21 protein-coding genes are annotated in these 24,581 nt (G+C 73.3%); 13 read left to right on the top strand and 8 right to left on the bottom strand.

The window, feature by feature from the left end; all coding sequences use genetic code 11:
* Positions 1–117 precede the first annotated feature (117 nt).
* Positions 118–258, top strand: coding sequence for a lasso RiPP family leader peptide-containing protein (locus tag ACI8AR_RS05465; RefSeq protein WP_457050076.1), 141 nt, complete (start codon positions 118–120; stop codon positions 256–258).
* Between the two features lie 169 nt (positions 259–427).
* Here the strand turns inward: ACI8AR_RS05465 and ACI8AR_RS05460 are convergent, their stop codons facing one another.
* Positions 428–562: a lasso RiPP family leader peptide-containing protein gene (locus ACI8AR_RS05460; protein ID WP_457050075.1), complete on the bottom strand. Its 135-nt coding sequence runs from the start codon at positions 560–562 to the stop codon at positions 428–430.
* A 304-nt stretch (positions 563–866) separates the two neighbouring features.
* Here ACI8AR_RS05460 and ACI8AR_RS05455 point away from each other — a divergent pair, with 304 nt between their 5' ends.
* The gene (locus ACI8AR_RS05455) at positions 867–2,597 is read left to right on the top strand and encodes an ABC transporter ATP-binding protein (RefSeq protein ID WP_457050074.1); all 1,731 of its coding nucleotides are present in this window, start codon (positions 867–869) and stop codon (positions 2,595–2,597) included.
* Between the two features lie 2 nt (positions 2,598–2,599).
* Here the strand turns inward: ACI8AR_RS05455 and ACI8AR_RS05450 are convergent, their stop codons facing one another.
* Together ACI8AR_RS05450 and ACI8AR_RS05445 are read right to left on the bottom strand one after the other, a co-directional pair.
* Positions 2,600–3,007 (bottom strand): lasso peptide biosynthesis B2 protein, encoded by a 408-nt coding sequence (locus ACI8AR_RS05450; RefSeq protein WP_457050073.1) that lies wholly within the window; start codon positions 3,005–3,007, stop codon positions 2,600–2,602.
* A 2-nt stretch (positions 3,008–3,009) separates the two neighbouring features.
* Positions 3,010–4,209 (bottom strand): asparagine synthase-related protein, encoded by a 1,200-nt coding sequence (locus ACI8AR_RS05445; RefSeq protein WP_457050072.1) that lies wholly within the window; start codon positions 4,207–4,209, stop codon positions 3,010–3,012.
* 243 nt (positions 4,210–4,452) lie between these two features.
* Here ACI8AR_RS05445 and ACI8AR_RS05440 point away from each other — a divergent pair, with 243 nt between their 5' ends.
* Complete coding sequence (locus tag ACI8AR_RS05440) at positions 4,453–5,613, top strand: nucleotidyltransferase family protein (RefSeq protein WP_457050071.1); 1,161 nt, start codon at positions 4,453–4,455, stop codon at positions 5,611–5,613.
* Between the two features lie 21 nt (positions 5,614–5,634).
* On the opposite strand, the gene ACI8AR_RS05435 is transcribed toward ACI8AR_RS05440, so the two are convergent.
* A complete protein-coding gene (locus ACI8AR_RS05435; protein ID WP_457050186.1) occupies positions 5,635–6,291 on the bottom strand; it encodes a TVP38/TMEM64 family protein in 657 nt (218 codons plus the stop codon).
* A gap of 86 nt (positions 6,292–6,377) precedes the next feature.
* On the opposite strand from ACI8AR_RS05435, the gene ACI8AR_RS05430 reads away from it, so the two are divergent.
* Complete coding sequence (locus ACI8AR_RS05430; RefSeq protein WP_457050070.1) at positions 6,378–7,580, top strand: glycoside hydrolase family 3 N-terminal domain-containing protein; 1,203 nt, start codon at positions 6,378–6,380, stop codon at positions 7,578–7,580.
* 44 nt (positions 7,581–7,624) lie between these two features.
* Here ACI8AR_RS05430 and ACI8AR_RS05425 read toward each other — a convergent pair whose 3' ends face one another.
* Positions 7,625–7,873, bottom strand: coding sequence for a hypothetical protein (locus ACI8AR_RS05425; protein WP_457050069.1), 249 nt, complete (start codon positions 7,871–7,873; stop codon positions 7,625–7,627).
* Between the two features lie 454 nt (positions 7,874–8,327).
* Here ACI8AR_RS05425 and ACI8AR_RS05420 point away from each other — a divergent pair, with 454 nt between their 5' ends.
* The 5 genes from ACI8AR_RS05420 (at position 8,328) to ACI8AR_RS05400 (ending at position 14,143) form a co-directional block, all read left to right on the top strand.
* Positions 8,328–8,870 (top strand): metal-dependent hydrolase, encoded by a 543-nt coding sequence (locus ACI8AR_RS05420; protein ID WP_457050068.1) that lies wholly within the window; start codon positions 8,328–8,330, stop codon positions 8,868–8,870.
* Between the two features lie 657 nt (positions 8,871–9,527).
* The gene (locus ACI8AR_RS05415) at positions 9,528–10,364 is read left to right on the top strand and encodes a glycosyltransferase family 2 protein (RefSeq protein ID WP_457050067.1); all 837 of its coding nucleotides are present in this window, start codon (positions 9,528–9,530) and stop codon (positions 10,362–10,364) included.
* Positions 10,365–10,894: 530 nt separating this feature from the next.
* On the top strand, positions 10,895–11,821 hold the full coding sequence (locus ACI8AR_RS05410) for a glycosyltransferase family 2 protein (RefSeq protein WP_457050066.1): 927 nt from the start codon (positions 10,895–10,897) through the stop codon (positions 11,819–11,821).
* An 85-nt stretch (positions 11,822–11,906) separates the two neighbouring features.
* Positions 11,907–12,755, top strand: coding sequence for a polysaccharide deacetylase family protein (locus tag ACI8AR_RS05405; RefSeq protein WP_457050065.1), 849 nt, complete (start codon positions 11,907–11,909; stop codon positions 12,753–12,755).
* An 11-nt stretch (positions 12,756–12,766) separates the two neighbouring features.
* Complete coding sequence (locus tag ACI8AR_RS05400) at positions 12,767–14,143, top strand: glycosyltransferase (RefSeq protein ID WP_457050064.1); 1,377 nt, start codon at positions 12,767–12,769, stop codon at positions 14,141–14,143.
* 38 nt (positions 14,144–14,181) lie between these two features.
* Here ACI8AR_RS05400 and ACI8AR_RS05395 read toward each other — a convergent pair whose 3' ends face one another.
* Complete coding sequence (locus ACI8AR_RS05395) at positions 14,182–15,285, bottom strand: GNAT family N-acetyltransferase (RefSeq protein WP_457050063.1); 1,104 nt, start codon at positions 15,283–15,285, stop codon at positions 14,182–14,184.
* Positions 15,286–15,414: 129 nt separating this feature from the next.
* On the opposite strand from ACI8AR_RS05395, the gene ACI8AR_RS05390 reads away from it, so the two are divergent.
* The 4 genes from ACI8AR_RS05390 to ACI8AR_RS05375 all read left to right on the top strand — a co-directional run bounded on the left by ACI8AR_RS05390 (position 15,415) and on the right by ACI8AR_RS05375 (position 21,603).
* Positions 15,415–16,758 (top strand): glycosyltransferase, encoded by a 1,344-nt coding sequence (locus ACI8AR_RS05390; protein WP_457050062.1) that lies wholly within the window; start codon positions 15,415–15,417, stop codon positions 16,756–16,758.
* A 355-nt stretch (positions 16,759–17,113) separates the two neighbouring features.
* Positions 17,114–19,198: a hypothetical protein gene (locus tag ACI8AR_RS05385; RefSeq protein WP_457050061.1), complete on the top strand. Its 2,085-nt coding sequence runs from the start codon at positions 17,114–17,116 to the stop codon at positions 19,196–19,198.
* 31 nt (positions 19,199–19,229) lie between these two features.
* Positions 19,230–20,696, top strand: a complete 1,467-nt coding sequence (locus ACI8AR_RS05380) for a lipopolysaccharide biosynthesis protein (RefSeq protein WP_457050060.1) — start codon at positions 19,230–19,232, stop codon at positions 20,694–20,696.
* Positions 20,689–21,603 (top strand): beta-1,6-N-acetylglucosaminyltransferase, encoded by a 915-nt coding sequence (locus tag ACI8AR_RS05375; RefSeq protein WP_457050059.1) that lies wholly within the window; start codon positions 20,689–20,691, stop codon positions 21,601–21,603. Before ACI8AR_RS05380 ends, ACI8AR_RS05375 begins: the two co-directional genes overlap by 8 nt.
* 40 nt (positions 21,604–21,643) lie before the next feature.
* Here the strand turns inward: ACI8AR_RS05375 and ACI8AR_RS05370 are convergent, their stop codons facing one another.
* Positions 21,644–22,999, bottom strand: coding sequence for a glycoside hydrolase family 16 protein (locus ACI8AR_RS05370; protein WP_457050058.1), 1,356 nt, complete (start codon positions 22,997–22,999; stop codon positions 21,644–21,646).
* 175 nt (positions 23,000–23,174) lie between these two features.
* Complete coding sequence (locus ACI8AR_RS05365; protein ID WP_457050057.1) at positions 23,175–24,227, bottom strand: GNAT family N-acetyltransferase; 1,053 nt, start codon at positions 24,225–24,227, stop codon at positions 23,175–23,177.
* Positions 24,228–24,581: the final 354 nt, after the last annotated feature.

The raw sequence follows: 24,581 nt of genomic DNA, 5'->3' as shown, positions 1-24,581 counted from the left end.
TCCGTCTTCGACAGTGAAGTCGAATGGCGTGTGATATGCATCACCCAGGACTGTTAGACGATCATGTTGCGCGCTATTGTTTCTGCAGGTCACGGGGACAACGAGGGGAGGTATGTCATGAAGCAGACCTACGTCGCGCCCCAGCTGAACGAGATCGGCTCCGTGCGTGAGCTGACCCTCGCGAACGGGAAGGACACGACGATCGACAACGTCACTCGCCAGTCGAAGGGCACCGTCGACATCGTCGTCACCTCCTGACCCGACCGCGGTCCTGAGGAACTCGTGCCACCTCCCATCGGGAGGTGGCACGAGTCTTTTCGCGATTCTTCTCGGTTTCTCGGAGCCAGCGCCTCGCGTCGGCTGCCCTCTCCCGGGACGACGACGAGCCTGCCCGAACCGAGTTCGGACAGGCTCGTCGTCGTTCGTCTCAGGAGACGGTGAGCTGGCTGATCGGCGTGCCGGCCGGGAACGTGTCGTCCAGCCGGTCGCCGCTCCTGGTGGCCAACGTCAGCTCGCGGACCGAACCGAGGACCTCGAGGACCGGAGGCTCGTACTTCTCCATGGGTGTACCCCCTCTCCCCCGTCCGAGAGCCCGACGTGCGGACTGGTCCTTCTCGAATGCAGGGTAGACACGCGTCGGGGCCCTGACCACAGCCCGCAGAGGAGGCGTGCGCCACCTCACACGGGCCGGTCCCTCGTCCGGGTGCCGACGCCGCCCCGTCCGCGGAGAGGGGCGACGGCCCGTGGCCTACGGTCCCGGGTCCAGCAGCACCACGTACGGCGGCCCGCGGGACGTCAGAGGAGGATCCATGCCGCAGCGGCGCGCCGGGTCGGCCGCAGCAGCCGCGCTCCGGGCCCTTCGCCTCGTGGCGAAGGCGAGCCCGCGCCAGTTCGTCCTCGCGGCACTGCTGCAGGTGCTGGGTGCGGTGGCGGCCACCGCGCTGGTCTACGCCGCCAAGCTGACCCTCGACGTCCTGCTGACGACCGATCCGGGTGACGCGGTCAGCCTGACCGATGTCACCAGCGCCCTCGTGGTCCTCGCCCTGGCGACCGCCGTGAGCGGTGCGGCGGGGAGCCTGCAGGCCCAGCAGCAGCGACTGCTCGCCGAGGACATCAGCACCCAGACCTGGCGGGAGCTGCTCGAGGTCACCGGACGGGTCGACCTCGGACTGCTCGAGTCGCCCTCGTTCGCCGAGCGCTCCGACCGGCTGCAGAACAACGCCCTCGGTCGGCCGCTGACGATCGCCACGGCGACTCTCGGCCTGGTGGGCAGCGCCGTCACCGTCGTCGCCCTCACGACCGCGGTCCTGGCCATCGAGCCGCTCCTCGTCCCGGTCCTCCTGCTGGCCGGCCTCCCGAGCATCCTGCTGTCGCGGAAGGCCAGCAGCACCGAGATGGCCTTCGTCCGTCGCTGGAGCCCGTCCTTCCGGCTGCGCCACTACTACCGCCGCGTCCTCAGCGAGCAGGCCTTCGCCAAGGAGGTGCGTTCCTTCCACCTCCAGCCCGAGGCGGAGCAGCGGCACCTGCGGCTCTCCGGCGAGTACCGGGCGGGCCTGGGCAGCCACGTCCGCCGGCGTCAGCTCCTCGGCGTCGCCAACGCCCTCGTCACCGGGGCCGTGCTGGCGGGAGCGCTGACGCTCATCGTCTGGCTGGTGTCCGCGGGCAGGATGAGCCTCTCGGGCGCCGGCGCGGCCGTCGTCGCCGTCCGGCTGCTCAGCGCGGCGCTGGACCGGGTGTTCGCCTCCGTCGGCTCCATCCTCGAGTCGAGCGACTTCCTGAACGAGCTGCACGTCTTCCTGCAGGAGGCGGCCGTCATGCCGGCCTCCTCGCCCGCCCCGCTCGCGCTGCGATCAGGCGTGGCGCTGCGCGGCGTGGGTTTCCGCTACCCGGAGACCGACCGCGACGTGCTGGCCGACGTCGACCTCGAGATCCTCCCCGGCCAGCTCGTCGCCCTCGTCGGGGAGAACGGCTCGGGGAAGTCGACCCTGGCGAAGATCGTCGCCGGCCTGTACGCCCCGACGCAGGGGGAGGTGTGCTGGGACGGGCAACCGGTGGACGACCCGCTGCGTGCGGCCGTCCGGGCCTCGGTCAGCGCCATCTACCAGGACTTCGTCCTGTACGACCTCTCCGTCGCGGACAACGTCGAGCTGACCTCGTCCCACGACCCCGAGCGCATCCGCGCCGCGCTGCGGGCAGCCGGGATGGAGAACGCCGTCCTGCGACTCCCCCACGGGCTGGACACGATCCTGGGGCGCTCCTTCGAGGGCGCCGTCGAGCTCTCGGGCGGGCAGTGGCAGCGCGTGGCCCTGGCCCGGGCACTCGTCCGGCCCAGCTCGCTCCTGGTCCTGGACGAACCGAGTTCGGCCCTCGACCCGCGGACCGAGCACGAGCTCTTCTCCGACCTGCGGCGGCTGGCCGGTGACCGGGCCGTCCTCCTCGTCTCCCACCGGTACGGCAACCTGCACCTGGCCGACCGCATCGTCGTGCTCCAGGAGGGCCGGGTCGTCGACCAGGGCACGCACGACGAGCTCATCGCCCGGCAGGGCCTGTACGCCCAGCTGTACGGCCTGCAGGCCGGGTCCTACCGCGTGTCCTGAGGTCAGGCGTCGGCGCCGAACTGGCGGAAGGACCGGGACTCCACGTCCAGGCTCTGCCCCTGGATCTCCAGCCACGAGTGCGCCGTGAAGCCCCCGTCCTCACCGACACCGACCCCGATCCGCAGGACCGGCTCGAGGTCACGGACCCGCTGACCGAGGACCAGGCACCGGCGCAGGCAGGTGTCCCCGAAGGGCCAGCGCCGCAGGACGCCGTAGACGATCCGGGCCTGGTGCCGGATGGGACGGGCGAGGTGCACGGGCGGCGCGTCCAGGAGCGGCCCCGACGTGACGTCCAGGCGGATGCCGCACCACCTGGTCAGGCGGGGCAGCGTGGTGACGTGCAGTCCCACCTCCACCAGCAGCGTCACGAGGAGGACCCGGGCCACCTCCGGCCACTGCCTCCAGGGCACCCTCACACCGCACCTCCCCGTCGTGTCGCGCTCGCAGCCAACCACGCCTCCTGGAGCAGGCCCAGCGAGCGGCCGTCGGGCCGGTCGGCCAGCCATTCCTCACGCAGGCGCTCCGCGTCCACCACGCCGTGGTCGACCCCGGCACCGGTCCAGGACTCGGCGAAGGCGCGCGTCGCCGCACCGAACACCTGACGGTTGAAGCCGGCCTTCGACTGCCGGCCGAGCACCTCAGCGGGCAACAGGTCGCCGAAGAGCAGGTGCATGACGTCGGTACGACCCGGCCGGCCCGACCGGCCGCCCCAGGCAGCGAACGCGTCGACGAACGCCTGGGTCCCGAAGGGCTCGAGTGGCTCGGCTCCGTGGGCGCGGACGACCGCGGCGACGGTCGGCAGCCCGAGCGTGGCGAAGCGCCGGCGCAGCAGGCTGCGCACCGCCCGGTCCCAGGACAGGGGGTCGTCCCAGGCGTCCCGGGCGGCTGCGCGGCGGTGGCGACGCGCCGCCTCCGGGAGCAGCCACGGCAGGGAACCGGTGCGCCGGGCGGCCAGGGCGCCGCGGACGGGAGCGGGTGCCAGGGCCTCCGCGACCGCCGTCCATCCCCGACGGCCGACCCGGCCGCGACGGCGGAGGAGGTGCCGGACGTACGTCATCCGGTGCGTCCCGAGCACCCAGTCGCCCGGCTCGCCCCCGATCAGGGTGCCGCCCCGGGCGTGCACGGCACGCACCCCGGAACGGGTCGCGCCCGGCGGGAACACGTTGCGCCCCACCGCGTCGAGGACCGCCGTCGACCACTCGCCGACCGCGTCGGACGTGCCGGACGCGTCGACGACGACCCAGTCCGTCAGGGCGAGGTGCCGCACCACCAGTTCCTGCCACGAGGTCTCGTCCGCCTCGGGGTCGCCGCGGAAGCGGGAGGTCAACGGGACGGGCAACGGGAGGCCCTCCCGCCGGGCCACGTGCGTCGCCACGGCGAGGAGGGCGCTGGAGTCCCTGCCGCCGGAGAAGGAGACGAAGACCGGCCCGGCGGTCAGCGCATCCCGGACCAGCCGCTCGAGGACCTGCCGCGGATGCCCGCCCTCGGCCCGGCGCGACCCCACCGCGGTCACGGTGGGGTCGAGACCGTGGGGCCATCCCCACGCCAGCTCGTCGCCGCTCAGGCGCGCGACGTGGCGGAGCTCGCCGGGGCGGACGATCTGCCCCGCCATGGACCTCCACCTCGCCTCGCCGGCAGCGACCGGAGCCGGGCGGCCGGGGCTCGTCACCCCGAGGTCGATCCCGCCTGCGGCGCCCGGTGGACGATAGTCCGCGCAGGTCGTCCCGCGACGCCCCACCGCCGGGGTGGCGCCGGCGCGGAGCCCAGCCGGGGATGCCGGGCGGCCGCGGGTGCGTGAGGCTGGCACAGGCCCGTGTCCACGGATGCGAGGATGATCACCTGCGGGAGGAGGTCGATGAGCTCGGCACGGCGGTTCCTGGTGGCCACCCTCCCCGACGAGGCCCCGTTGCCCCCGCTGGACGCCGAGGGCTGGGAGCAGCTCCCCGGGCTCGCCCGTGAGCACGGGCTCTCGCCCCGGGTGAACGGGCTCCTCGACCGCACCGATGCCCCGGACCAGGTCCGGCAGGAGTTCCGCCGGCAGGCGGTGGGCGCGGTGGTGGGCAGCATGCAGGCGCACGCCGACCTGGTGGACATGGCCGGGGTCCTCGAGAGCTGCGGTGTCCCGTGGGTGGCGGTCAAGGGTCCGGTACTGGCCGACCACTGGTACGCGACCCCGGGCCAGCGGTCCTTCCTCGACCTCGACGTCGTCGTCGACCCGGCGGGCTTCGGGGAGGCGCTCACGGCACTGGAGGACGCCGGAGCCGAACTCGTCGACCGCAACTTCACCCACGCGCTGGCCCAGCAGCGGGCGGAGCTTGTCCTCCTGCTGCCCCACGGCACGACGCTCGACCTGCACTGGCACGTCCTCAACACACCGGAGCTCCGCACCCAGCTCCCCATCTCCATCGGCGGGATGCTCGGTCGACGCCGGACCGTCCGGGTCGAGGGAACGGCCGTCCCGACCTTCGACACGACGGACACGCTGCTCCACCTGTGCATGCACACGATCCTGTCCGGCGGACAGAAGCTCTCCTGGTACCGGGATCTCCAGCAGGTGGTCGCTACGGGCGTCGCATGGCGTGAGCTGCTCGAGCGGACCCGCGCGGCGCGCGCAGGGGTCGTCGCGGCCGTCGCGCTTCAGCGCGCAGCACGGCTGGCCCGTGCCGTCGTCCCCCCCGGGCTGCTCCGCGGGCTGGCACCCGAGGGCGCGGCCTGGAGGACCCTCGTCCGCGCGGTGGATGCCGTACGCCCCCTGGGCGCGCCGACCGACCGCAGACTGTCCGGTCGCCTCCTCGTGGAGTCCAGCCGGGCGGACACGCCCAGCAGCCGGCGCGCCCTGCTCCGGTCGGTGGCGGACGACCTCGTCCGCCCCGTGCTCCACGACCCGGACCACCCCTGGCGCAGGGTGCACCGTGGTCCCCCACCCCGGCGGGTCAACCCGCTCCGGGCGGAACCCGAGGCCCTGGGCGACCGCGACCGCTACCTCCGGTTCGTGGCCTCGCAGGCCGGGGGCTGAGACCCGGGCGCCGCGTCCGCCTCAGCCGGCCTCCGCCTCAGCCGCACCGGCCCGCCGCCGGCGCAGCCACACGCTGCACGCCGCGACGAGGGCGATCCCGCCGATCAGGGCCGGCACCACCGGCGACCCGGCGCGCGCGGCCAGCCCCGGGACCGAGGCACCCACTCCCACCTGCAGGGCGGTGGTGGGCACGAGGGCCAGCGCGCTCCCCGCCGCGTAGGCCCGGAACCGCACGGCGGACAGCCCCGCCGCGTGGCTCACCACGGCGAACGGCGCCACCGGCAGCAGCCGCGCGACAAGGACGGCGAGGAGGCCCCGGCCGGCCACCGCGCGGTCGACGGCGGTGACCCGCGGCCCGGCCAGGCGCACGGCGGTGTCGCGCCCGAGGGACCGGGACAGGGCGAACGCGGCCAGCGCGCCGAGCAGGCCACCGGCATAGGCCACGGCCGCGCCGGTCCAGAACCCGAGGACGACACCGAGCAGCACGCACAGTGCCGACCGGGGTACCGGGCCGACCAGCAGGGCCCCCTTCGCGAGAGCCAGCAGGACGAGTCCCGCCACGCCGGCGCCCTCGACCCAGCGGCGCACCGCGCCGACGTCGGGCAGCTGGACGGTCAGCGCGACGACGGTGCCGGCGACGAGGACGGCGAGCAGCAGGGCCGCCCGCACCCATGTCATCCGCACCCGCCCATGGTGCCGCGCCGGGCCGTCGACCCCGGTCGGCACACTGGGGAGACCGCCCGCCGCCCCGTCCGAGGAGCCTGATGCGCCCGCCCGTCCGGACCCGCCCGGCCGTCCTGCTCGCGCTCGTCTGCCTGGTCCTCGCCGCCTGCTCGGGCTCCCCGGAGACCAGCGCGCAGCCGACCAGCAGCACGTCGAGCAGCAGCCCCCCGCCGACCACGACGGCCGAGCCCACTGCGCCCCCCGCGGACCCGGTCGCGCAGCAGGTGGACATGGCCCTGGCCGGCATGGACCGCCGCGCACAGGTGGCGCAGCTGTTCGTCGTCGGCGTCCGGCTCGAGGACCTCTCCCCCGGCGACGCCCTGGTCGCCGACGGCGTGGGCGGCGTCTTCCTCGCCGGCCGCTCGCAGGCCGCCGCGACCGACCTGGCCGCCGTCACCGGGCGCTGGACGGACGCCGCACCCGGGCCGCGGCCCTGGATCGCCGTCGACCAGGAGGGCGGGCAGGTCCAGTCGCTCCAGGGCCCGGGCTTCGACCGGCTGCCCTCCGCGGCCGAACAGGGGCAGCTCCCGCCCGACCGGCTCGCCGCCCTCGCCGGCACCCTCGGCGCCCAGCTCGCCGCGGCCGGGATCAACCTCGACCTCGCGCCGGTGGCCGACGTCGTCCCGGCCGGCACCGAGGCCGCGAACGACCCGATCGGCGCCTTCGGCCGCCAGTACGGGAACACCGCGGCCGACGTCGTCCCCGACGTCCGCGCCGTGGTCGACGGCCTGGCCGCCCACGGCGTCACCGCGACGCTCAAGCACTTCCCCGGCCTCGGGCTGGTCGACGCCAACACCGACGAGGCCGCCGGCGTCACCGACGACGTGACCACCGCCGACAGCGAGCAGGTGGCCGCGTTCGGCGAGCTCGCCCGCTCCGAGGCCGACCCGTTCGTGATGCTCTCCTCGGCCACCTACCCCCGGCTGGACCCCGGCGCGCCGGCCACCTTCTCGCGGCAGGTCGTGACGACGCTGCTGCGCGGCTTCCTCGGCTTCGACGGCGTGGTGATCACCGACGACGTCGGCGCGGCGGCGGCGTTCGAGGACGTGCCGCCCGGTGACCGCGCCGTCCGCTTCCTCGAGGCCGGCGGCACGCTCGTGCTCACCGTGACCGAGGACGTCTACCCGGAGATGCGCGACGCCGTCCTCGCCCGCGCCGAGTCCGACCCGGAGTTCTCGGCGACCGTCGACGCAGCCGTCCGCACCGCACTCATCGCGAAGGCGCAGGCGGGTCTGCTCGGCTGACGGGCGACGGCGTCGGGGCCCGCCGTCGTCAGGGCGCGCCGTCGTCAGGGCGCGCCGTCGTGACGCCGGCCCGTGCCGCCGGCCGGACGGCCGCCGGTCCGAGCGAGCACGAGCAACAACGCCATGGCAACCGCCCACGCGACGAGCACGAAGACGTCCCCCAGGTGCAGCCCGTGCTCCGGCGTCATGCGCACGACGACGGGACCGTCGTTGTCGTACCTCCCCGTGAGGAGGAGGAAGGCGAAGCCGGACAGGACCGCGCCCACCACCACGGCACAGGCCCAGCGGATCACCCGCAGGACGGTATCCGGGAGGAACGGCCGGGCGCGGCCGGACGTCCCGCCCACGCGGGGTGGGACGAACGTGTGGCGCGTCGACCGTCCGTCCGGCGGAACGCCTCTGGACGGCCGGACGACGGGGCCGCTCCGTCGCGTACGAACGGGACGGAGCCCTCCAGCGCCGATACCGCCGACCCCTCGTCGTGCTGGACCTGCTCGCCGGGCGCCGGCGAGCAGGTCCGCCTGCGACGACCTCTGCTTCGAGGCGTTCGTCGGCGACCCGTACGAGGACTACGGCTCCACCTGCGGTGGCCGGCTCGACGGCGAGACGCACGGCGGCTGCCTGCGCCCCCTCGGCCCCACCGACCGACCCGCTCGGCGTCAGCCGGTGCTGCTGCGCCGAGCTCGGGGACGTGACCCCTGCACCGTGCGCCAGGATGGACGGGTGGGAGGTGCGACGCCGGGCCGCGTGCTCCGCCTGGCGGCCCCACCTCTGGCCGTCGCCTGCATCCTCACCCTCGACCTCGTCGCCTCGGCCAGGCCGTGGCCGATCCCGGTGATCGGCCTGCTCGACGAACCGGCGCACCTGTTGACGGCCTGGCTCGGTCTGGCCGCCGTCGGCGCGACCCGGATCGTGCCCTGGGCGTTGGTGGCCGCCGTGGCCATCGATGCCGACCACGTCCCCCTCTACCTGTGGGGGGCGTTCACGGCCGCGCCGGGCGGCCGTCCGGTGACGCACTCGCTCGCCACCGTGCTCGTCTCCACCGTCGTCGCCCTCGCCGTCCCCCGGTGGCGGGCGGCGGCAGCCGGCGTGGCCGCCGGCGTGCTGCTGCACCTGGCGCGAGACGTGGCGACCGGACCCGGGATCCCCGCACTCTGGCCCTTCGACGACCGATCCGTGCTGCTGCCGTACGAGGTGCACGCGGGGTTCATCGTGATCGCTGCCTTGTGCGCAGTCATCCAGAATGTGCGTGCGTCGCTTTTCCCGCGCGAGAGGCGGCCCGCGTCATGACCATCCGGACATGCGACAACGACCTCGCCCCGAAGGCGATTTCGAGAGACTGAGGCTGCTCGGACCCATTTCCGTGATGACCGGTCCCATCCTCCTCCGGCACATCGGCGGGGCATTTCCGTCGACCACACCAGGGCCGAAGGTCCCGGGCTGCGGTGACGGTGAGCAATCGATCCCGCCATCGCGGCGGTCGCCGGATCGTGGTCTCACCGCTGGTCGACCACCGAGACTCGACAGTCACCCGGCTGACCGTCCCCACGTCAGTGTTTCGGCGATCACTCAACGTGGTCGGCTTCGGCGAGTTGCCACGCAACCCCCACGGCTGCCCCTGAACCGCGGACCAACGGGCGGGGAACTCTGGACAGCACTTTCACCCTCAAGTAGTAATTGCTGGCCGTCACCGGAGGCCCACGTCACCGGGGCGGCAACTTCACGGGGGAGGTGCCGGTGATGAGCAATGGATGCGGTCACGCGGCGATGAAATCAGTCATGCGGGTACGCAATGACCTGCTGGGCTCTCTTGGTCGCCGCGGCCCGGCAGCGAGCAATGGCGAAACCGGGCCCGTCCCCGATCCAGCAGTGAGAGGACATCTCATGCGGCCGAGAGTCGTCGCGATCCGTTGTGGGGCGGACCCCCAGCGGACACCCGAGCCGAGGGTGAGCGTCGTCATCCCCACGCTCAACGAGGCCAAGAACCTGCCCCACGTCTTCGGCCGACTTCCCGGGGGCCTGCACGAGGTGATCGTCGTGGACGGCCACAGCGTCGACGACACCGTGGAGGTGGCCCGGTCCCTGCGCCCCGACGTCCGGGTGGTCTCCCAGAACCGTCGCGGCAAGGGCAACGCCCTGGCCTGCGGCTTCGCGGCCGCCACCGGCGACGTCGTGGTGATGCTCGACGCGGACGGGTCGACGGACCCTGCCGAGATCCCGAAGTACGTCGCCGCGCTGACGGCCGGCGCCGACTTCGCGAAGGGCACGCGGTTCGCACTCGGCGGGGGGAGTACGGACATCACGCGCACGCGCGCCTGGGGCAACCGCTGGCTGAACCGGGCGGTCAACCTCCTGTACGGCACGCGGTACACGGACCTGTGCTACGGCTACAACGCGTTCTGGGCGTACTGCCTGCCCGCTCTCGAGCTGGATGCGGCGGACCGGAGCCGGTCCGGCAAGCTCTGGGGGGACGGCTTCGAGATCGAGACGATCATCAACACCCGGGTCGCCAAGGCCGGGTTCGAGATCGCCGAGGTGCCGAGCTTCGAGTTCGCCCGCCTGCACGGGGAGAGCAACCTGAACACCTGGCGCGACGGCGGCCGCGTCCTCTGGGCGCTCGCCGTCGAGCGGGTCAACGGAAGAGGGCGCGGGCGTGGGCGACACCGGGCGCTGCCACGTCGCCGCTCACCCGCCGGCCAGGGCGCCGCGGCGATCCCGCGACCGCGCAGCGCCCCCGAGGTGTCGACCGACCGGCCGGAGCCGGTCACGCCGATCAGCGCCTGAGGGGCCACCGGGTGCCGCCCACGGCCTCGCGGCTCAGGACCCTGCTGGACCGGCTCAGGAGAGACGGCCCAGCAGGGTCCTGAGCCGCCCCTTGTACGCGGCGCAACCGCACAGCGCACAGTCGGTGCCACGGCGGTGGTGCTGGTGGGCGGCCCTGGGGTGCCCGCACGCACAGGTCCGGGTGCGACCCACCGCCTGCGGGGAGGCTGCCGGGGCGGGAGCCGGCGCGACGGCGGCGCGCTCGGCTGCCTGCTCAGCAGGACGGACCGGAACGGCCTTCCTCATCGGGACCCCTCCTCCGCTCGGCTGGACCGGAGCACGGCGCTGACCCCCGTGTGGAACTCGACCAGATCGTCCCTCGAAACGGAGATCCAGCGTGGACACGCAGACCCCGTTCCACGACAGAGTAGCCAGACATCTGCACCCCGGTGCGTGTCCCCCGGTGTGACGAGGAGAGATCCCTTGCCAGACGACCACCCGGCCCCGTGACCGCCCCCGGGAGCCCAGCGGTCGGGAGTCCACCGCTCCGCATGAGCGTCGTCATCTGCGCGTACACCCTGGAGCGGTGGGACGCCATCTGCGCGGCCGTCGAGAGCCTGAGGCGGCAGACCTGCCGGCCGGCGGAGGTCGTCCTCGTCAGCGACCACAACCCGGAGCTGCTGGCCCGGGCCGAGGTGGCCTTCCCCGACGTCAGGACCGCACCGAACACCGGCGCGAGGGGTCTCTCCGGCGCGCGCAACACCGGGGTCGCCCTGGCGACCGGGGACGTCGTCGCCTTCCTGGACGACGACGCCGCCGCCGACCCGCGGTGGGCGGAGCGGCTCCTCGCTGCGTACTCGGACGAGCGCGTCATCGGTGTCGGCGGCGGCGTGCTCCCCGAGTGGCTGGTCGCGCGACCGGCGTGGTTCCCGGACGAGTTCCTGTGGGTGGTGGGGTGCAGCTACAGGGGGCTCCCGCGGACCCGGGCTGCCGTCCGCAACCCGATCGGGGCGAGCATGAGCTTCCACCGCAGCGTGTTCGCCGCCGGGGGCTTCGACACGAGCATGGGGCGTCTGGGGAAGGACGCCGCCGGCTGCGAGGAGACCGAGTTCTCCATCCGGGCAGCCCACGTCCGCCCCGGGGCCCGGATCCTCCTGGAGCCGACGGCGCTCTGCCGGCACAGGGTGACCGCGGACCGGGCCACCCGGGCGTACTTCCGTCGTCGCTGCTGGGCCGAGGGACGGTCGAAGGCGCTGGTCAGCCGGCTCGCCGGCGCCGACTCCGCGCTGTCGAGCGAGCGCGCGTACGTCCGGAGGACGCTGCCCGCCGGGGTCCTGCGCGGTCTCCGGGACCTCACCCGCGGCGACCGCTCCGGCGGCGCCCGGGCGTGGGCGATCGTCGAGGGCACGGCCGTCACGGTCGCCGGTTACCTGCGGGGCCGGGTGGAGCTGGCCCGTTCCGGAGGACCCTCCACGTGAGCTCGCCGGGGCGTGCGCCTGACGTCTCCCCCTGCGCGGCGGCGGGCACCTGGTCGCCGTCACGGCCGATCGCTAGGGTGCCGGCGTGACGCGGGGGACGGGAGCCGGCGGCCCCGCCCCGGTGCCCGTGCTGCTCTACCACGCCGTGACGGACGCCCCGGGCACGCACATAGCGCCCTTCACCGTGTCGCCGAAGGCGTTCCGGGCCCAGCTGGACTGCCTCGTGGCCGCCGGCTACCGGTGCACCACCTTCAGCCAGTTGCTCGCGGAGCGGTCCTCCGGTGCGGGACCGGAGGGCGTCGGGCCGGCCGACGACGGCAGGACGGCCGTCGTCACGTTCGACGACGGCTACGCAGACTTCGCCGACGCCGCCCTCCCCGCACTGCTCGAACGGTCCTTCGCCGGCACCGTGTACGTGACGACCGGATGGCTCGAGGGCGGGCCCCCACGCGAGCCCGGCCCGAGCGACCGGATGCTGGCCTGGTCGCAACTGGCGGACCTGGTCGACGCCGGGTGCGAGATCGGTGCACACAGCCACAGCCACCCGCAGCTGGACACGCTGGACCGCGTCAGCCTCCGGGACGAGCTCACCCGGCCCAAGGCCCTGCTGGAGGACGCGCTCGGACGCGAGGTGCCGAGCGTCGCCTACCCGCACGGGTACCACGGGCCCCGGGTCCGTCGTGCGGCCCGCAGCTCCGGCTACGCGTCGGCCGCCGCGGTGCGCAACCGGCTGAGCCCTCCGGCGGAGGACCACTTCCGCGTCTCCCGCCTGACCGTGACGGCGTCGACGACGACCGAGCAGCTCAGGGCCTGGCTGGAGCCGCGCGAACCCGAGAGCCTCCCCTCCCGGGAGTCCCTCCCCACGACCGCCTGGCGCGCCTACCGTCGCGGCCGCGCGGTGCTGCGGGGCCGGCCGGGCTCGGACTACCGGTGAAGGAGCAGCAGGTGACCTTCCACCCTGTGAGGGTGCTGGCGGTGGACCTCGCCTCCGGCGAGGTGGAGTACCCCGATCCCGAGGTGCGTCCCACCCATGCGACGGCGCGGGTGCTGGTGCGCTGGCTGGGCGAGCCACTCGGCATCCTCGACGTCGACGGTCCCGACGAGGAGGTCGCCCGGGCCACGGCGGAGTCGGCCTGGCGGGCACTGCGGCCGCAGCTGGTGGCGGCCGCAGCCCGACGGGGCCGTCCCGCGCCGCGGTCCGTCGAGGACCTGACGATCCCCGGGGCCGACGGGCCGGTCCCGACGCGGTCCACGGCAGGCGCGTCGCCACTGGTCACGGTGAGCGTCGCGAGCTTCCGCAACGTGGGCCCGACGGTCGAGTGCGTGCGGCGGATCCTCACGAGCTCGTGGTCACCGCTCGAGGTCGTCGTGGTGGACAACGACGCCGACCCGGCCGCGCTGGGTCGGGCACTCGAGGAGCACTTCGCCGGTGATGCCCGGGTCCGGTGGGTGCACGAGCCGCGCCAAGGCCTCTCCTTCGCCCGCAACGCCGGGCTGGCCGCGGCACGGGGATCGATCGTGGTCTTCACCGACGACGACGTCCTGGTCGACCACCACTGGGTCGAGCGCCTGGTCGCGGGGTTCGAGTCCACGGTGCCCGTGGCCTGCGTGACCGGAGCCATCCTGCCGGCGGAGATCGAGACCCGGGCCCAGCTGTGGCTCGAGGAGTACGGCGGCTTCCACAAGGGCTTCGAGAGGCGGGTGTTCGACGCGACGCCCCACCGCGACGCGTCCCCGCTGTACCCCTTCAACGCAGGGCAGTTCGGCTCCGGGGCGAACATGGCGTTCCGCGCCGACGTGCTCCGGGAGATCGGGGGCTTCGCCGTCGACCTGGGGGCGGGGACGCTCGCCCACGGCGGCGAGGACCTCGACATCTCCCTGCGGACGATCCTGGCGGGGCACACGATCGTCTACGAGCCGGCTGCCCTGATGTGGCACCGGCACCGGCGCTCGTACGAAGCGCTGCGGCGCCAGATGTTCCGCTACGGGATCGGACTCGCCGCGGCGGTCACCAAGTGGTGCCTCGACGACCCGTGGACGGCCTGGGAGGTCCTGCGACGTGTCCCCCGCGGTGTCCTCCTGCTGCTCCGCCCGACCTCGGACAAGAACAAGCGGAAGTCCGAGTCGTTCCCGGCTGTCCTGAGCGTCCTGGAGTTGCTCGGCGTCCTCGTGGGGCCGGTCGCCTACCTGCGGAGTCGGCGCCACACGCGACGGGTCCTGGCGACGTCGCGGACGCACACGATCCCCCGGAGCTCACCCGGCGACGCCGTCGGTGACACGACCCCCACGGACACCGCGGGGGCGCGCGCCGCCGCGTCGTGACCGCTCCTCCCCGGCGGCGCACCGCCCGCCGGGCGAGGTCAGGGCCGGGAGCGGGCCAGCCGCTCGCGGAGCTCGCCCGTCCGGGCCAGGGCCTCGCGGCTGACCTGGCGCAGGCGGGGTGAGTCCAGCACGACCTGCACCAACCGCTCGCCGGGCCACTGGCGAGCCGTGTGCGCCGCATGCCGCAGGGGACTGCGCGCCACCGAGCCGCGCAGCAGCGGCAGCCGGGTGTTGCTGAGCCGGTCCTTGTACGACTCGTCCCCCTTGCCCAGGTCGAGCAGGGTGAGGCCGCGTTCGGCCATCGCACGCGCCAGGTCCAGGAGGAAGACCAGACCCGGGGAGTAGGCGGCGAAGCCGGGGTCGTAGACGGGGAACCACCAGGCGACCGTGGTGCGCGACCGCAGCCCCAGGTGCGCGGCGACCACCGAGTCCCCGGCGTACAGCACGCTGAGCAACCCGCCGAACGTCGCCTCGTCGACGTCGAGCAGGGAGTGCACCAGCGCGCGGTTCCCCTCGTCGGCGAAGCGGTCACGCCTGCCGGTCCGGCGGTACTGGCTCGACTTCCAGTCGAGCACCCGGTCGAGCATCCCGTGGTCCGGCTCGTGGAGGACGAAGCGGACGGGTCCGTGCTCCCGCTCGAGCTTCCGCCGCTTCCTGGCCGTCGACTGCAACAGCGACTTCGACGACGCCTGCTGCTGTGCCAGGTAGCGGTCGAAACCCGCGCCGAGGTCGAGGGCCGGTGAGCTCTCCGGGACCAGCCGGGACGGCAGGGAGCCGAACCAGCGCCGCTGGGCCGCCAGCCAGTGGTCGAAGCGGAAGAGGCCGGTGCCGGACGCCCCCAGGACGAGGCCGAGGTCGAGGTCGCACGAGAGCGGCGCCACCACCCCCTGCACGTCGGACAACCCCAGGCCCACCGCCAGCCCGGTGCCCCGCCGGCCGCGCTCGAAGGGGAGGAACCCGGTCGCGCCACCGTCCCCGGAGACCACCGCGACACGGGTCGCCGGACGGGCCCGGGCCACGGCGCGCGTGAACCCCGGGCTGAGGAAGGGACTGTCCAACGTCCTGTCGTCCGCCTGGATCCGCTCCCAGCCGGCGAGTTCCGCCGGCCCGAGTTCCTCCGGCCGGACCACGTCGACGTGCACTCGAGCCCTCCCCGTTTCGCTCGCGGACCGGTTAGCCTCCGGCCGCACCCGGACATGATGGGCCAGCCCGGGCCGTCAGGACGCCCACATCGCAGCGGTGAGGCTGCCGAGGCAAGGGGAGATGCGGTGGTGAGCCTCGGTCGTCGCTTCGACTCCCGACTCCGCCGGTGGGTGGAGGGGGTCCCCGCACCGGCCACGGGCGAGCAGCGCAGGACGAGGGTCCTCGACGTCGAGCTGTCCGGTCCCCTCCCCCAGCTCGACGCGGACGGGTGGACCGACGCGAATGTCGTCGTCCGGCTCCACGGGCAGCCGCTGGGCTCGGTCGACGTCGACCTCTCGGGCGGCCCCGTGACCCCGGAGCAGGTCCGCGGCCGGGTGGAGGACCGGCTGGCCGACGTGATCGCGCGACACCTGCGCGGTGACGGGCTCAGCAGCGCGGACCAGCCGTGCCCGCCCGGACACGAGCGGCACCGCTGCCTCGAGGCGCTGGAGCCGACGCCTCCGGCACCGTTCGTCAGCGTCGTGGTCCCGACGCGCGACCGCGCCGAGCAGTTGACCGCCTGCCTGGACTCGATGCTGCAGCTGACGTACCCGGCCTTCGAGGTGGTCGTGGTCGACAACGCGCCCCCGGACGACTCCACGCGGGACGTGGTCGAGGACCGGTTCGGGGGCGACCCACGCATCCGGTACGTCCGCGAGACCCGTCCCGGCGCGTCGCTGGCGCGCAACATCGGCGCGGAGAAGGCCGGGGGCGAGATCATCGCCTTCACGGACGACGACGCCGTCGTGGACCCCCTGTGGGTCTCCGGTCTGGTCGCCGGCTTCCGGAAGGACCCGCGGGTCGTCTGCGTCGCCGGTCTCACGCTCCCCGGCTCCCTCGAGACCCGGGCCCAGCAGGCCTTCGAGGTGTACGGCGGCATGGGGCTGGGCTTCGAACCCAGGCTCTACGACCTCGAGGAGAACCGGGGCGACACCCTGCTCTACCCCTACACCGCGGGCGTCTTCGGGGCGTCCAACAACGTCGCGTTCCGGCGTGAGGACTTCCTCGCCCGGGGCGGGTTCGACACGACCCTGGGTCCGGCCACCCCGGCGTTCGGGGCGGAGGACCTCGACCTGTTCCTCGCGGTGGTCCTCGACGGCCACCGGATCGCCTACGAGCCGACCGCCTCCGTCCGTCACGAGCACCGGGCGGAGTTCCCGGACCTGTACTGGCAGGTGTTCACCTACTCCGCGGGGATGACCGCACTGCTGACCAAGTGGTTCCTCTCGGACCGGCGGATCGCCGCCGACCTCGCGCGCCGGGTGCCGAAGCTGCTGCCGGCGGCGTTGCTGCGGTCCCACCGCAGCGGCGCCGAGGCCGGGGTGGGCGAGTACCCGTCCCAGCTGCGCTGGCTCGAGCGTCTCGGCTACCTCTACGGCCCGGTCGCATACCTGCGCAGCCGGCTCGCGGCCCGCAGAGCCGACTGCGGTTGATCGTCCGCCGGCGGCGCCGGACGACCACGGGACGACGCGGCGGCCGGCCACCGCGTCGGCCCGTGGAACTGAGGACGAGCAGGTCTCTCCGATCCCGATTCGCTTGTTACGGTGGCCGGACTCTCGGGCCGGATCGTCTGGGAGATCCTGCGGGGGGCGAGAGAGCCGGGATGTCGATGCCATCCTCCATGCACGGAGCGGACCGCCCGGCACGCGATGCGGACCCTCGCGCCACCACGGGCGCGGGGAGGTCGTCGCCTCCGTGAGTGTCGTCGAACTCCCCGAGGGCGTCTCCAGCCGCCCCCGGCGGGGATCGGATCGGCAGGCTGACGCCGCCGCCAGCCGCGTCCTCCGCGTGGTGCTGGGACTGTCCAGCCTGCTGAGCCTCGCCGTGGGTTCCCTGGCGGCCCTGGTCGGCAGCGACGGCTTCCGACAGCCCGCCCTGCTGTTCTTCCTCGGTGTCGGGGTGGGAGCTGCGCCGTGGCAGGTCGTCCCGGGAATCCGTGGCTACGAACGCCTGGCTCTCACCTTCGTCACCGGCATCGCGGTCGCGACCTCGGTGCCGATGCTGTTCATCGGGATCGGCTACTGGCATCCACTGGTGTCGTTCCTGCTCGTCGCCGCGGTGGCGCTGCCCCTCCACCTGCTGGGGCTGCTGCGGATCAGGGACGAGGTACGGGCCGACGACAGTCCCGCATGGCCGTCCCCATGGCTCCCGCTGGCCCCCACTCGCTCGTCGGCTGCCCGGCACGTCCGTGAGGGCCTGCCAGCCACGGCCATGGCGGTCGTCGGCTGCCTCGCGTGTGTCACGGCCGCCCTGGGCCACCGGCACCTGGACCCGGGCTATCTCGGGTTCCTGACGCGCGTCGGCCCGCTCTGGTATCTCGGCCTGGCACTCGTCCTGGGCGCACTGGCCCTGCGCGGCCGGCCCGAACACAGCAAGGCCGTCCCGGTCTTCCTGCTCGTCGTGGTGCTCACGGCGACTCCGGCGCTGGTCTACGACGGACCGCGATCCCAGTCGGCCGCGAAGCACGTCGACTTCATCCAGCAGATCCAAGCCCACGGCACGCTCGACTCCAGCGTCGCGGTGTACAACGCCTACGCCGGGTTCTTCGACGCCATGGCCTGGCTGTCGAGCGTCGCCGGCATCTCCGATCCCCTCGTGCTCGCCACCTCCTGGCCGGCACTGCTCGGGGTCTTCCGCGTGGTGGTGCTGCGCTACCTCGCGGGCCAGTTCCTCACCACGTCCGCGCAGTGTTGGGTGGCGGTGACGCTGGCCGTCCTCGCAGACGCGATCGGCGCCGACTACTTCTCCCCGCAGTCGGTCGGGTTCGTGCTCGGCATGGCCACGATCGCCGTCGCGGTGACGCGGACCCAGGCGGTCCCCCGCCTCCCCGTCGTCCTCATCGCCGGTGCCACGCTGGCCGTCTCGCACCAGCTGAGTCCCTACATCACGGGTGGGGTACTCGTCGTCCTCGTCGCGTTCCGGCAGCTGCGTCCGTGGTGGACGCCCGCTCTCGTCGTGGGGCCCGCCCTGGCCTGGTCCCTGACGCACTGGAGTGCCGTGGCGGGGTTCCTGACGCTGGACGCGTTCGGCCGACTGAGCAACTTCGAGCCGCCCGAGACCACCAGCGCACCCACCCTCGAGCGGCTCCCGGTGGTCGGTCACACGGTCTGGGCGTCCCTGCTCGGGATCGGCATCGTCACGGGCCTGGCGTTCGTCGCGTTCCTGCAGCACCGACGCGAGGCCCGCTACTGGGCGCTCGGCTTCTGCGCGTCCGTGGGCCTGGTCATCGTGGCCCTCCAGCCCTACGGGCAAGAGGGCGTGTTCCGCGCGGCGCTCTTCGGCATCCCCTGGCTCGCCGTGATGGCGGGTCCCGTCCTGGCCGGCGAGGCCCTGCGTTCCCGGGTGGCCGTCGTGGTCGCATCGGCGGTGTTGGCCACCACGTTCGGGATCGCCTCGTTCGGGCTGGACGCCACGAACGTGATCCGCTCCTCCGACTACACCGCCGTACGGCAGTTCCGCGCCCAGGGCGGCCCCAACCCCCCCGAGCCGTACTACATGCTCCTGCTGAACCCAGGGGATCACCCGACCTCTCCGGACGTCGTCGGTGGCCGGCACGCCATCTGGGGGAGGGACGTGATCGACCTACCGGTCGAGGAGGCGGCGGGTCTGGACCCGACGTCAGAGATGACGAGCCTGACCGCCGGACTCGTCCGATACACCGAGGCGCCCGACACCGAGGTCGAGCTGTACGCGCTGTGGTCCCCCACCGGTGCCCGCTACGGGGAGGCCTACGGCGTGCGGTCCCTCGAGCAGTCCGCTGCTCTCCGGGACGCCTTCGCCTCCTCGCCCTACTGGTCCATCTCGTTCCTGCAGGACGGCACCTACCTGTTCCGCCTCGACCTCGACGCCTACCGGGCAGCCGCGGATGGCTGACGCGACGCCGAGCAGCGAACCGTCAGAGCCCGTGCGCGCCGAGGAGAGACGTCTGGACGACGTCGTCTCCGACGCGCTCCGCGGATTCTTCGGCCGCGACTCGGTCTACATGATCCTGTGGGGCGTCCAGTTGGTCGCCGCTGCCCTGGTGACCCCTCTCATGACCCGGGCTCTGGCCGCGCCGGCGTTCGGCGACGTGGTCGCTGCCAACGCGGTCATGCAGGTCGCCTTCGTCCTGGCAGGCCTCGGTCTGTACACCGCCATCCAGCGTCGGTACGCACAGTCCGGAGGGCGTCGGGACCCGGCCACCCTGCTGGGGTTCAGCATCGTCGCCTCGACCGGCGTGACGGTGTGCCTGGAGCTGACCGGGCCCCTGTGGGCCGTCGCGCTCGGGTTCGACGCCTACTCCGGCCCGGTCCGGGTCGCGGTCCTGTGGGCGGGCGCGTCCGCGGTCACGAACAGCGCCCTCGCCCTGCTGCGGAGCCAGGACCGGCTGGCTGCGTTCAGCACGGTGAGCCTGCTGCAGTCCGTCGTCGCGGAGGCCACGAGCCTGCTCCTGGTCATCGGCGTGGAGCCGACGGCGACGATGTTCCTCCTGGGACAGCTCGGCGTTCAGGTCGTGGCCATGACGGTCGCCCTGGTCATGACGCCTCCGAGGCTCCCTCGTCCCCGGGACCGCGCCATGCTCGGGCGGGCCCTCGCCTTCGGGTTGCCGCTCGTCCCCGCGGTGCTCTCCACGTTCGTCCTCAACTCGGCCGACCGGCTGATGGTCCAGTCCGAGCTCGGGGCCACCGCCGTCGCCCGCTACCAGGTGGCCTACAACGTCGGGGCGCTGCCGATGCTGCTCCTCGGGGTGCTGAACACGTCGTGGATGCCGCGGATCTTCTCCTTCAAGGAGTCCCACGAACGGGCAGCGGTCATCGCGGCCAGCCGGGACACCCTGTACCGGTTGTTGATGCCCGTCCTCGTGGGACTGGCCGCGGGAGCTCCGCTCGTGCTCCGGATCTGGGCGCCTCCCGAGTACGAGCCCGAGACGCTGTTGATGGTCAACGCCGTGGTCCTCGCCAGCGCGATCCCCTACACGGCCGGCCTCTCGGCCACTCGGACGCTCATGGCCGAGGGCCGCACCGGGTACGTCGCACTGGCTCAGGGGATCGCCGGGACCACGAACGTCGGCCTCAACCTGGTTCTCATCCCACTCCTCGGGTTGACCGGATCCGCGGCAGCGACACTGGTCTCCTTGGGGGTCCTCCACCTGCTGATGATCCGGCGGGCGCAGACCCTGATCCGTGTGACGCGACCTCCGACCGGGCTCCTCGTCGGCCTGCTCGCCACCGGCGCCGCGACGCTCCTCATCGCCACCGTCCCCGCCGGCACCGGAATCGTCGCCCGCGCGGCGGTGGTGCTCGCGGCCCTCGCCTGGTTCGCGTTCGTCTTCCTCGCGCGGACCGGAGTGACGCCCGCCCGTCCACGACCGGCGAGGACGCAGGATGAGTGATCTCGCCGTCGTCGTCCTCGCCCACACCGACGCCGCGCACGTGGGCCGGCTCGTCCGGGCGCTCGACGGCCTCCCGGTGTTCCTGCACTGCGACGTCAAGACCGGCCCAGGACCATACGAGCAGATGGGTCGCCTCGCCGGCCGGGTGACGATGTTGCCGCGGTTGGACACCCGGATCTCGAGCTGGTCACTGGTACGCGCGGAGCTCGCCGGCCTCGAGGCAGCGGTCCGGGCCACGACCGCTCGACACGTGGCGCTGCTGAGTGGAGCGGACTACCCGTTGCTGTCCGTGGACGGCCTGCTCGCTGCCCTGGAGCCGTGGCGGGGCCACTCCTACCTGTACAACCGCGCACTCCCGTTCGCCCAGTGGAGCGGCGGTGGGGAGTGGCGGTTCCGGTACCGCTTCCTGGTGAGGAACGACAACGTCGTGACGGTGAGGGGCCGCCCGCTCCGCTGGCCCGTACGACGGCGCCTCCCCGAGGGGCTCGAGCTCCGCGCGTCCTCCCAGTGGAAGATCTACGCCCGGCACCACGTACAGCTGCTGCTGCGGGTGATGGAGGACCGTCCGGACCTGATGCGGTTCTGGCGGACCACGTTCGTCCCCGACGAGAGCTTCGCCGCCTCCGTGCTGGCGAGTCCCGGGATCGTGGGCTCCGACGCGCTGCAGCCGTGTCTGGCCAATCCCTGGTACTACAGGTTCCCCCGTGGCGGGCACCACCCCCGGTGGCTCAGCAGGGAGGACTTCGCCGACCTCGCCCGAGCTCGTCGGGCGCGTCCCCTGGAGCCGGCTGGAGTCCGGGGTCTCGCGCCCGACCGTGTGCCCGAGCACGCCAAGCTGTTCGCCCGGAAGTTCCGCAGCGAGGATCCCGAGGTGCTCGACCTCATCGACACGGAACTGCGGGTGTGAGCGATCCGATCCGCGCCCCGGCCAACGGGCCGTGGCCTGATCAGTCGACCCGGACGTCCGGCGTCGGAGGGACACCGCCCCGCCAGACCGCGATCTCGGCCACCGCCATGCTGACCGGGAAGTCGACCTCCGTGAGGTCCGGCCCGAGAGCGACGTTGAGCACGGCGGTCTGGGGCTGCCCGAACGGCCACGTCCGACCACGTTCCTCGGCCTGGGTCCTGGTCAGGCCCAGCGTCGGTTCACCGTCCACGTAGAACTGCACGACCTCGTCGTCGAAGTAGACCCCGTACCGGTGGAACGCCCCGTCACGGGGGCTGTCCAGTGTCGTGTAGCCCCCCGGGGCGGCCTCGCCGTAGGGCGCGTCCGTGTCGAGGTCGTGGGCACGAGGGAAGTGGATCGTCTGGCGCACCATGGAGCGGCTCCGCTGGGTCCCCTCCATGACGTCCAGCTCACCGCAGGCCGGCCACCCCACCTCCTCGAAGTCGGCTCCGATCAACCAGAACGCGGGCCGGACCCCCTTGTCCGCGGGCGCGCGGAGGGTGGCCTCGACGTACGAGCCCGGCGGGATGGCGAACTTGCCGACCGTGGACAGCCGTGCGCTGGAGTGCTGTCGCTCGATCCCGTCGGGACCCGTCACGGCCTCCTCGCGAGCCGTGAGGACCAGGGAACCGCGACCGTCGAGTGCGGCGTTCGAGGTCCTGTCCGTGTACGACTGCACCTCGTCGTTGCCCCAGCCGTGTCCGCCCACCTCGTACGTCCAGACGTCCCCGTCCGGGCGGCTGCCCTCCGGCCCGTCGAACGTCATGCGCAGGGACGGGCTGGAGTCGCCCCACAACACGGCGGGCTCCGGGAGCTCGACCTCCTGGACGCTCGCGGAGGTGATCTGCCAGTGCAGGGGGCCCTCCACGGGGAGGTCGACGTACAGGGCCGTGTCCGGGCCGGCAGGGGAGGTGGCGACGAAGGTCCGCTGCAGGAGGTGCCACGAGTCGTCCGTGAAGCCCTCGTACTTCGTCTCCTCCGTCGGCCGCTCCGCGAAGTTGTCGTTGGCCAGGAGGATCCCGGCGCTCCGCCCGGAGGCGTCGAGGTCACGGACGTAGGCCCGGAGCCGGTAGGTCCGGCCCACGTGGAAGAAGTCCTCGGGATCCCGGAGGCCCACCATGGCCATGCACCAGTCCCGGTCACCACCCGGATGACGGAGTTCGACGGCCGTGGTGCGCCCTTCCGGCCCGTCGTCGATCTCGGCCCGGCCGAGGGACAGAGCGCCGTCCTCACATCCCACCCGCCAGTCCGAGAGGTGGTCCTGCGCGGAGGGGTTCAACACCGCCTCGTCGTGTTCGCGGGCCTCGCTGATCGTCACGACGGACAGCAGCAGCAGCACGACGGCACCCGCGTACACGAGACCCGCCCCCCGGCTACGGACCCAGTCGACGCGCACACGACCCCCACTGCTCCTCGGCGGGCCAGCAGTCCCGGGCGGTCACGGGGCAGGACCCGGCCACGGGCTGAAGGCGGATGACGGTACAGACAAGTCCGGCTCCCGGGCAGGCAGAGGACCGCGGCTCCGCCGCCGCTCACGTCCCGTTGCGGATCCGCCGGAAGGTGGCGAGGACCTCGGCGGCACGGTTCTGGACCCCGTCCCGCAGTGCCTGCAGACGGCCGACCGGCAGCCGCTCCACCCTCATCTCCACCGCGGTCCTGGCGGTGGCGCCGAAGGACCGCTTGAACCGGACCAACGACTCGACCCCACCGGACTCCCCCATGCTGTAGAAGCGACATCCGGCCCTGCAGGCGTCCTCGATCGCCAACCTCTGCAGCAGGTTGTTCGCCCCGGTCGGCCCAGCCGCGGCCTTGCTGCTGTATCCGCGCCAGAAGACGGCATGCTCCCCGTGGACCAGGGTGACGATGCTGGCGATCGCCTCCCCGGCATGCCGGGCGACCCAGACACGACATCCGTCCCCGGGGATGGCTGCGACGGCTCGGAACTTCTCCAGCGGCTCCCGACGCCGGGCCAGGAGGACGGCCACCCGCCGGGGCACGCCCGATTCGCCCGCCCGCCGCTCGGTCCACTGCAGGTAGAGGCGGTAGAAGTCCGGGACCAGCCGCCCCGTCGTGTCGCACTCGACGTCGAGACCGGAGCGTTCGGCCTTGCGGACCGCGCGGCGGGCGGCCGAGGAGAACCGCCGCTCCCACACGGTGGAGAAGTCACCGTCGAGGTCGAGGACCTCCACCTGGCGCGGGACGCTCGTCACCCCCGGGACCCGACCGGCCTCCCACGCCCCGAAGGTGTCGTGGTTGCCCTTGACCCGGCAGACGGCGGCGTCGCCGTCCAGGAGATCGGTGAGCACGAGGGACACGTCGGTCTCCCGGAGACCGCCCGATGCCAGGAGGCCCCCCGAGCCGTAGCTGCTCGGATAGGACTCGTCGAACCGCAGCCCCGGAACAGGAGTCCTGCGCAGCAGGGGTAGGACCAGCCGGCGGCCGTCCTCCAGTTCGTACAGCCGGCTGACGTCCGTCGATCCGCTGGCCGCTGCGACGGCGTCGAACCACTCGGGCGTCTGGTAGATCGTCGCGCCGGGGAACTCCGCCAGCACGCTCGTCCAGACGTCTCGTGGCGCGGGCGTCACGAGCCTGACCGCCTCCACACGTCCTCCCAACCTGAGAGCCGGGTGGGCCGGCGGTCCCGCCGGCCCGGCAACCGGCTCAGGCTGCACCACATGACAGCGGACGTACATGCCCTGCGCCGCGCGCGTGGGCTCCGTCACCACCTCACTCGACTGCTCCCTCCTCGCCTGCGAGACTCCGGGCCGCGGCGCACCCGGCGAGAGCGGCGCGTCGCCGGGTCGGTGCCGATGGACGCCGTCTCGTCGGTTGCCGGGGGAGTGGGTCATCAGCGACGACACGACATCCCGTGCCGGGGCACCTCGTGCCCGGCTCCCTCGATCCGGAGCGGGGAGTCCCCGCTGGTCCGCGTCGTCGTC

The organism is Geodermatophilus sp. SYSU D01036 (assembly GCF_054050435.1).
The sequence above is the reverse complement of the archived record's forward strand: the minus strand, read 5'-3'. Positions and strand labels throughout refer to the sequence as shown.

Bases quoted from the DNA above. Each gene is read 5' to 3' on its own strand.
- ACI8AR_RS05435 (WP_457050186.1), bottom strand. From the start codon at position 6,291: ATGACATGGGTGCGGGCGGCCCTGCTGCTCGCCGTCCTCGTCGCCGGC.
- ACI8AR_RS05460 (WP_457050075.1), bottom strand. From the start codon at position 562: ATGGAGAAGTACGAGCCTCCGGTCCTCGAGGTCCTCGGTTCGGTCCGC.
- ACI8AR_RS05375 (WP_457050059.1), top strand. From the start codon at position 20,689: ATGAGTGATCTCGCCGTCGTCGTCCTCGCCCACACCGACGCCGCGCAC.
- ACI8AR_RS05440 (WP_457050071.1), top strand. From the start codon at position 4,453: ATGAGCTCGGCACGGCGGTTCCTGGTGGCCACCCTCCCCGACGAGGCC.
- ACI8AR_RS05430 (WP_457050070.1), top strand. From the start codon at position 6,378: ATGCGCCCGCCCGTCCGGACCCGCCCGGCCGTCCTGCTCGCGCTCGTC.
- ACI8AR_RS05465 (WP_457050076.1), top strand. From the start codon at position 118: ATGAAGCAGACCTACGTCGCGCCCCAGCTGAACGAGATCGGCTCCGTG.
- ACI8AR_RS05410 (WP_457050066.1), top strand. From the start codon at position 10,895: ATGAGCGTCGTCATCTGCGCGTACACCCTGGAGCGGTGGGACGCCATC.
- ACI8AR_RS05445 (WP_457050072.1), bottom strand. From the start codon at position 4,209: ATGGCGGGGCAGATCGTCCGCCCCGGCGAGCTCCGCCACGTCGCGCGC.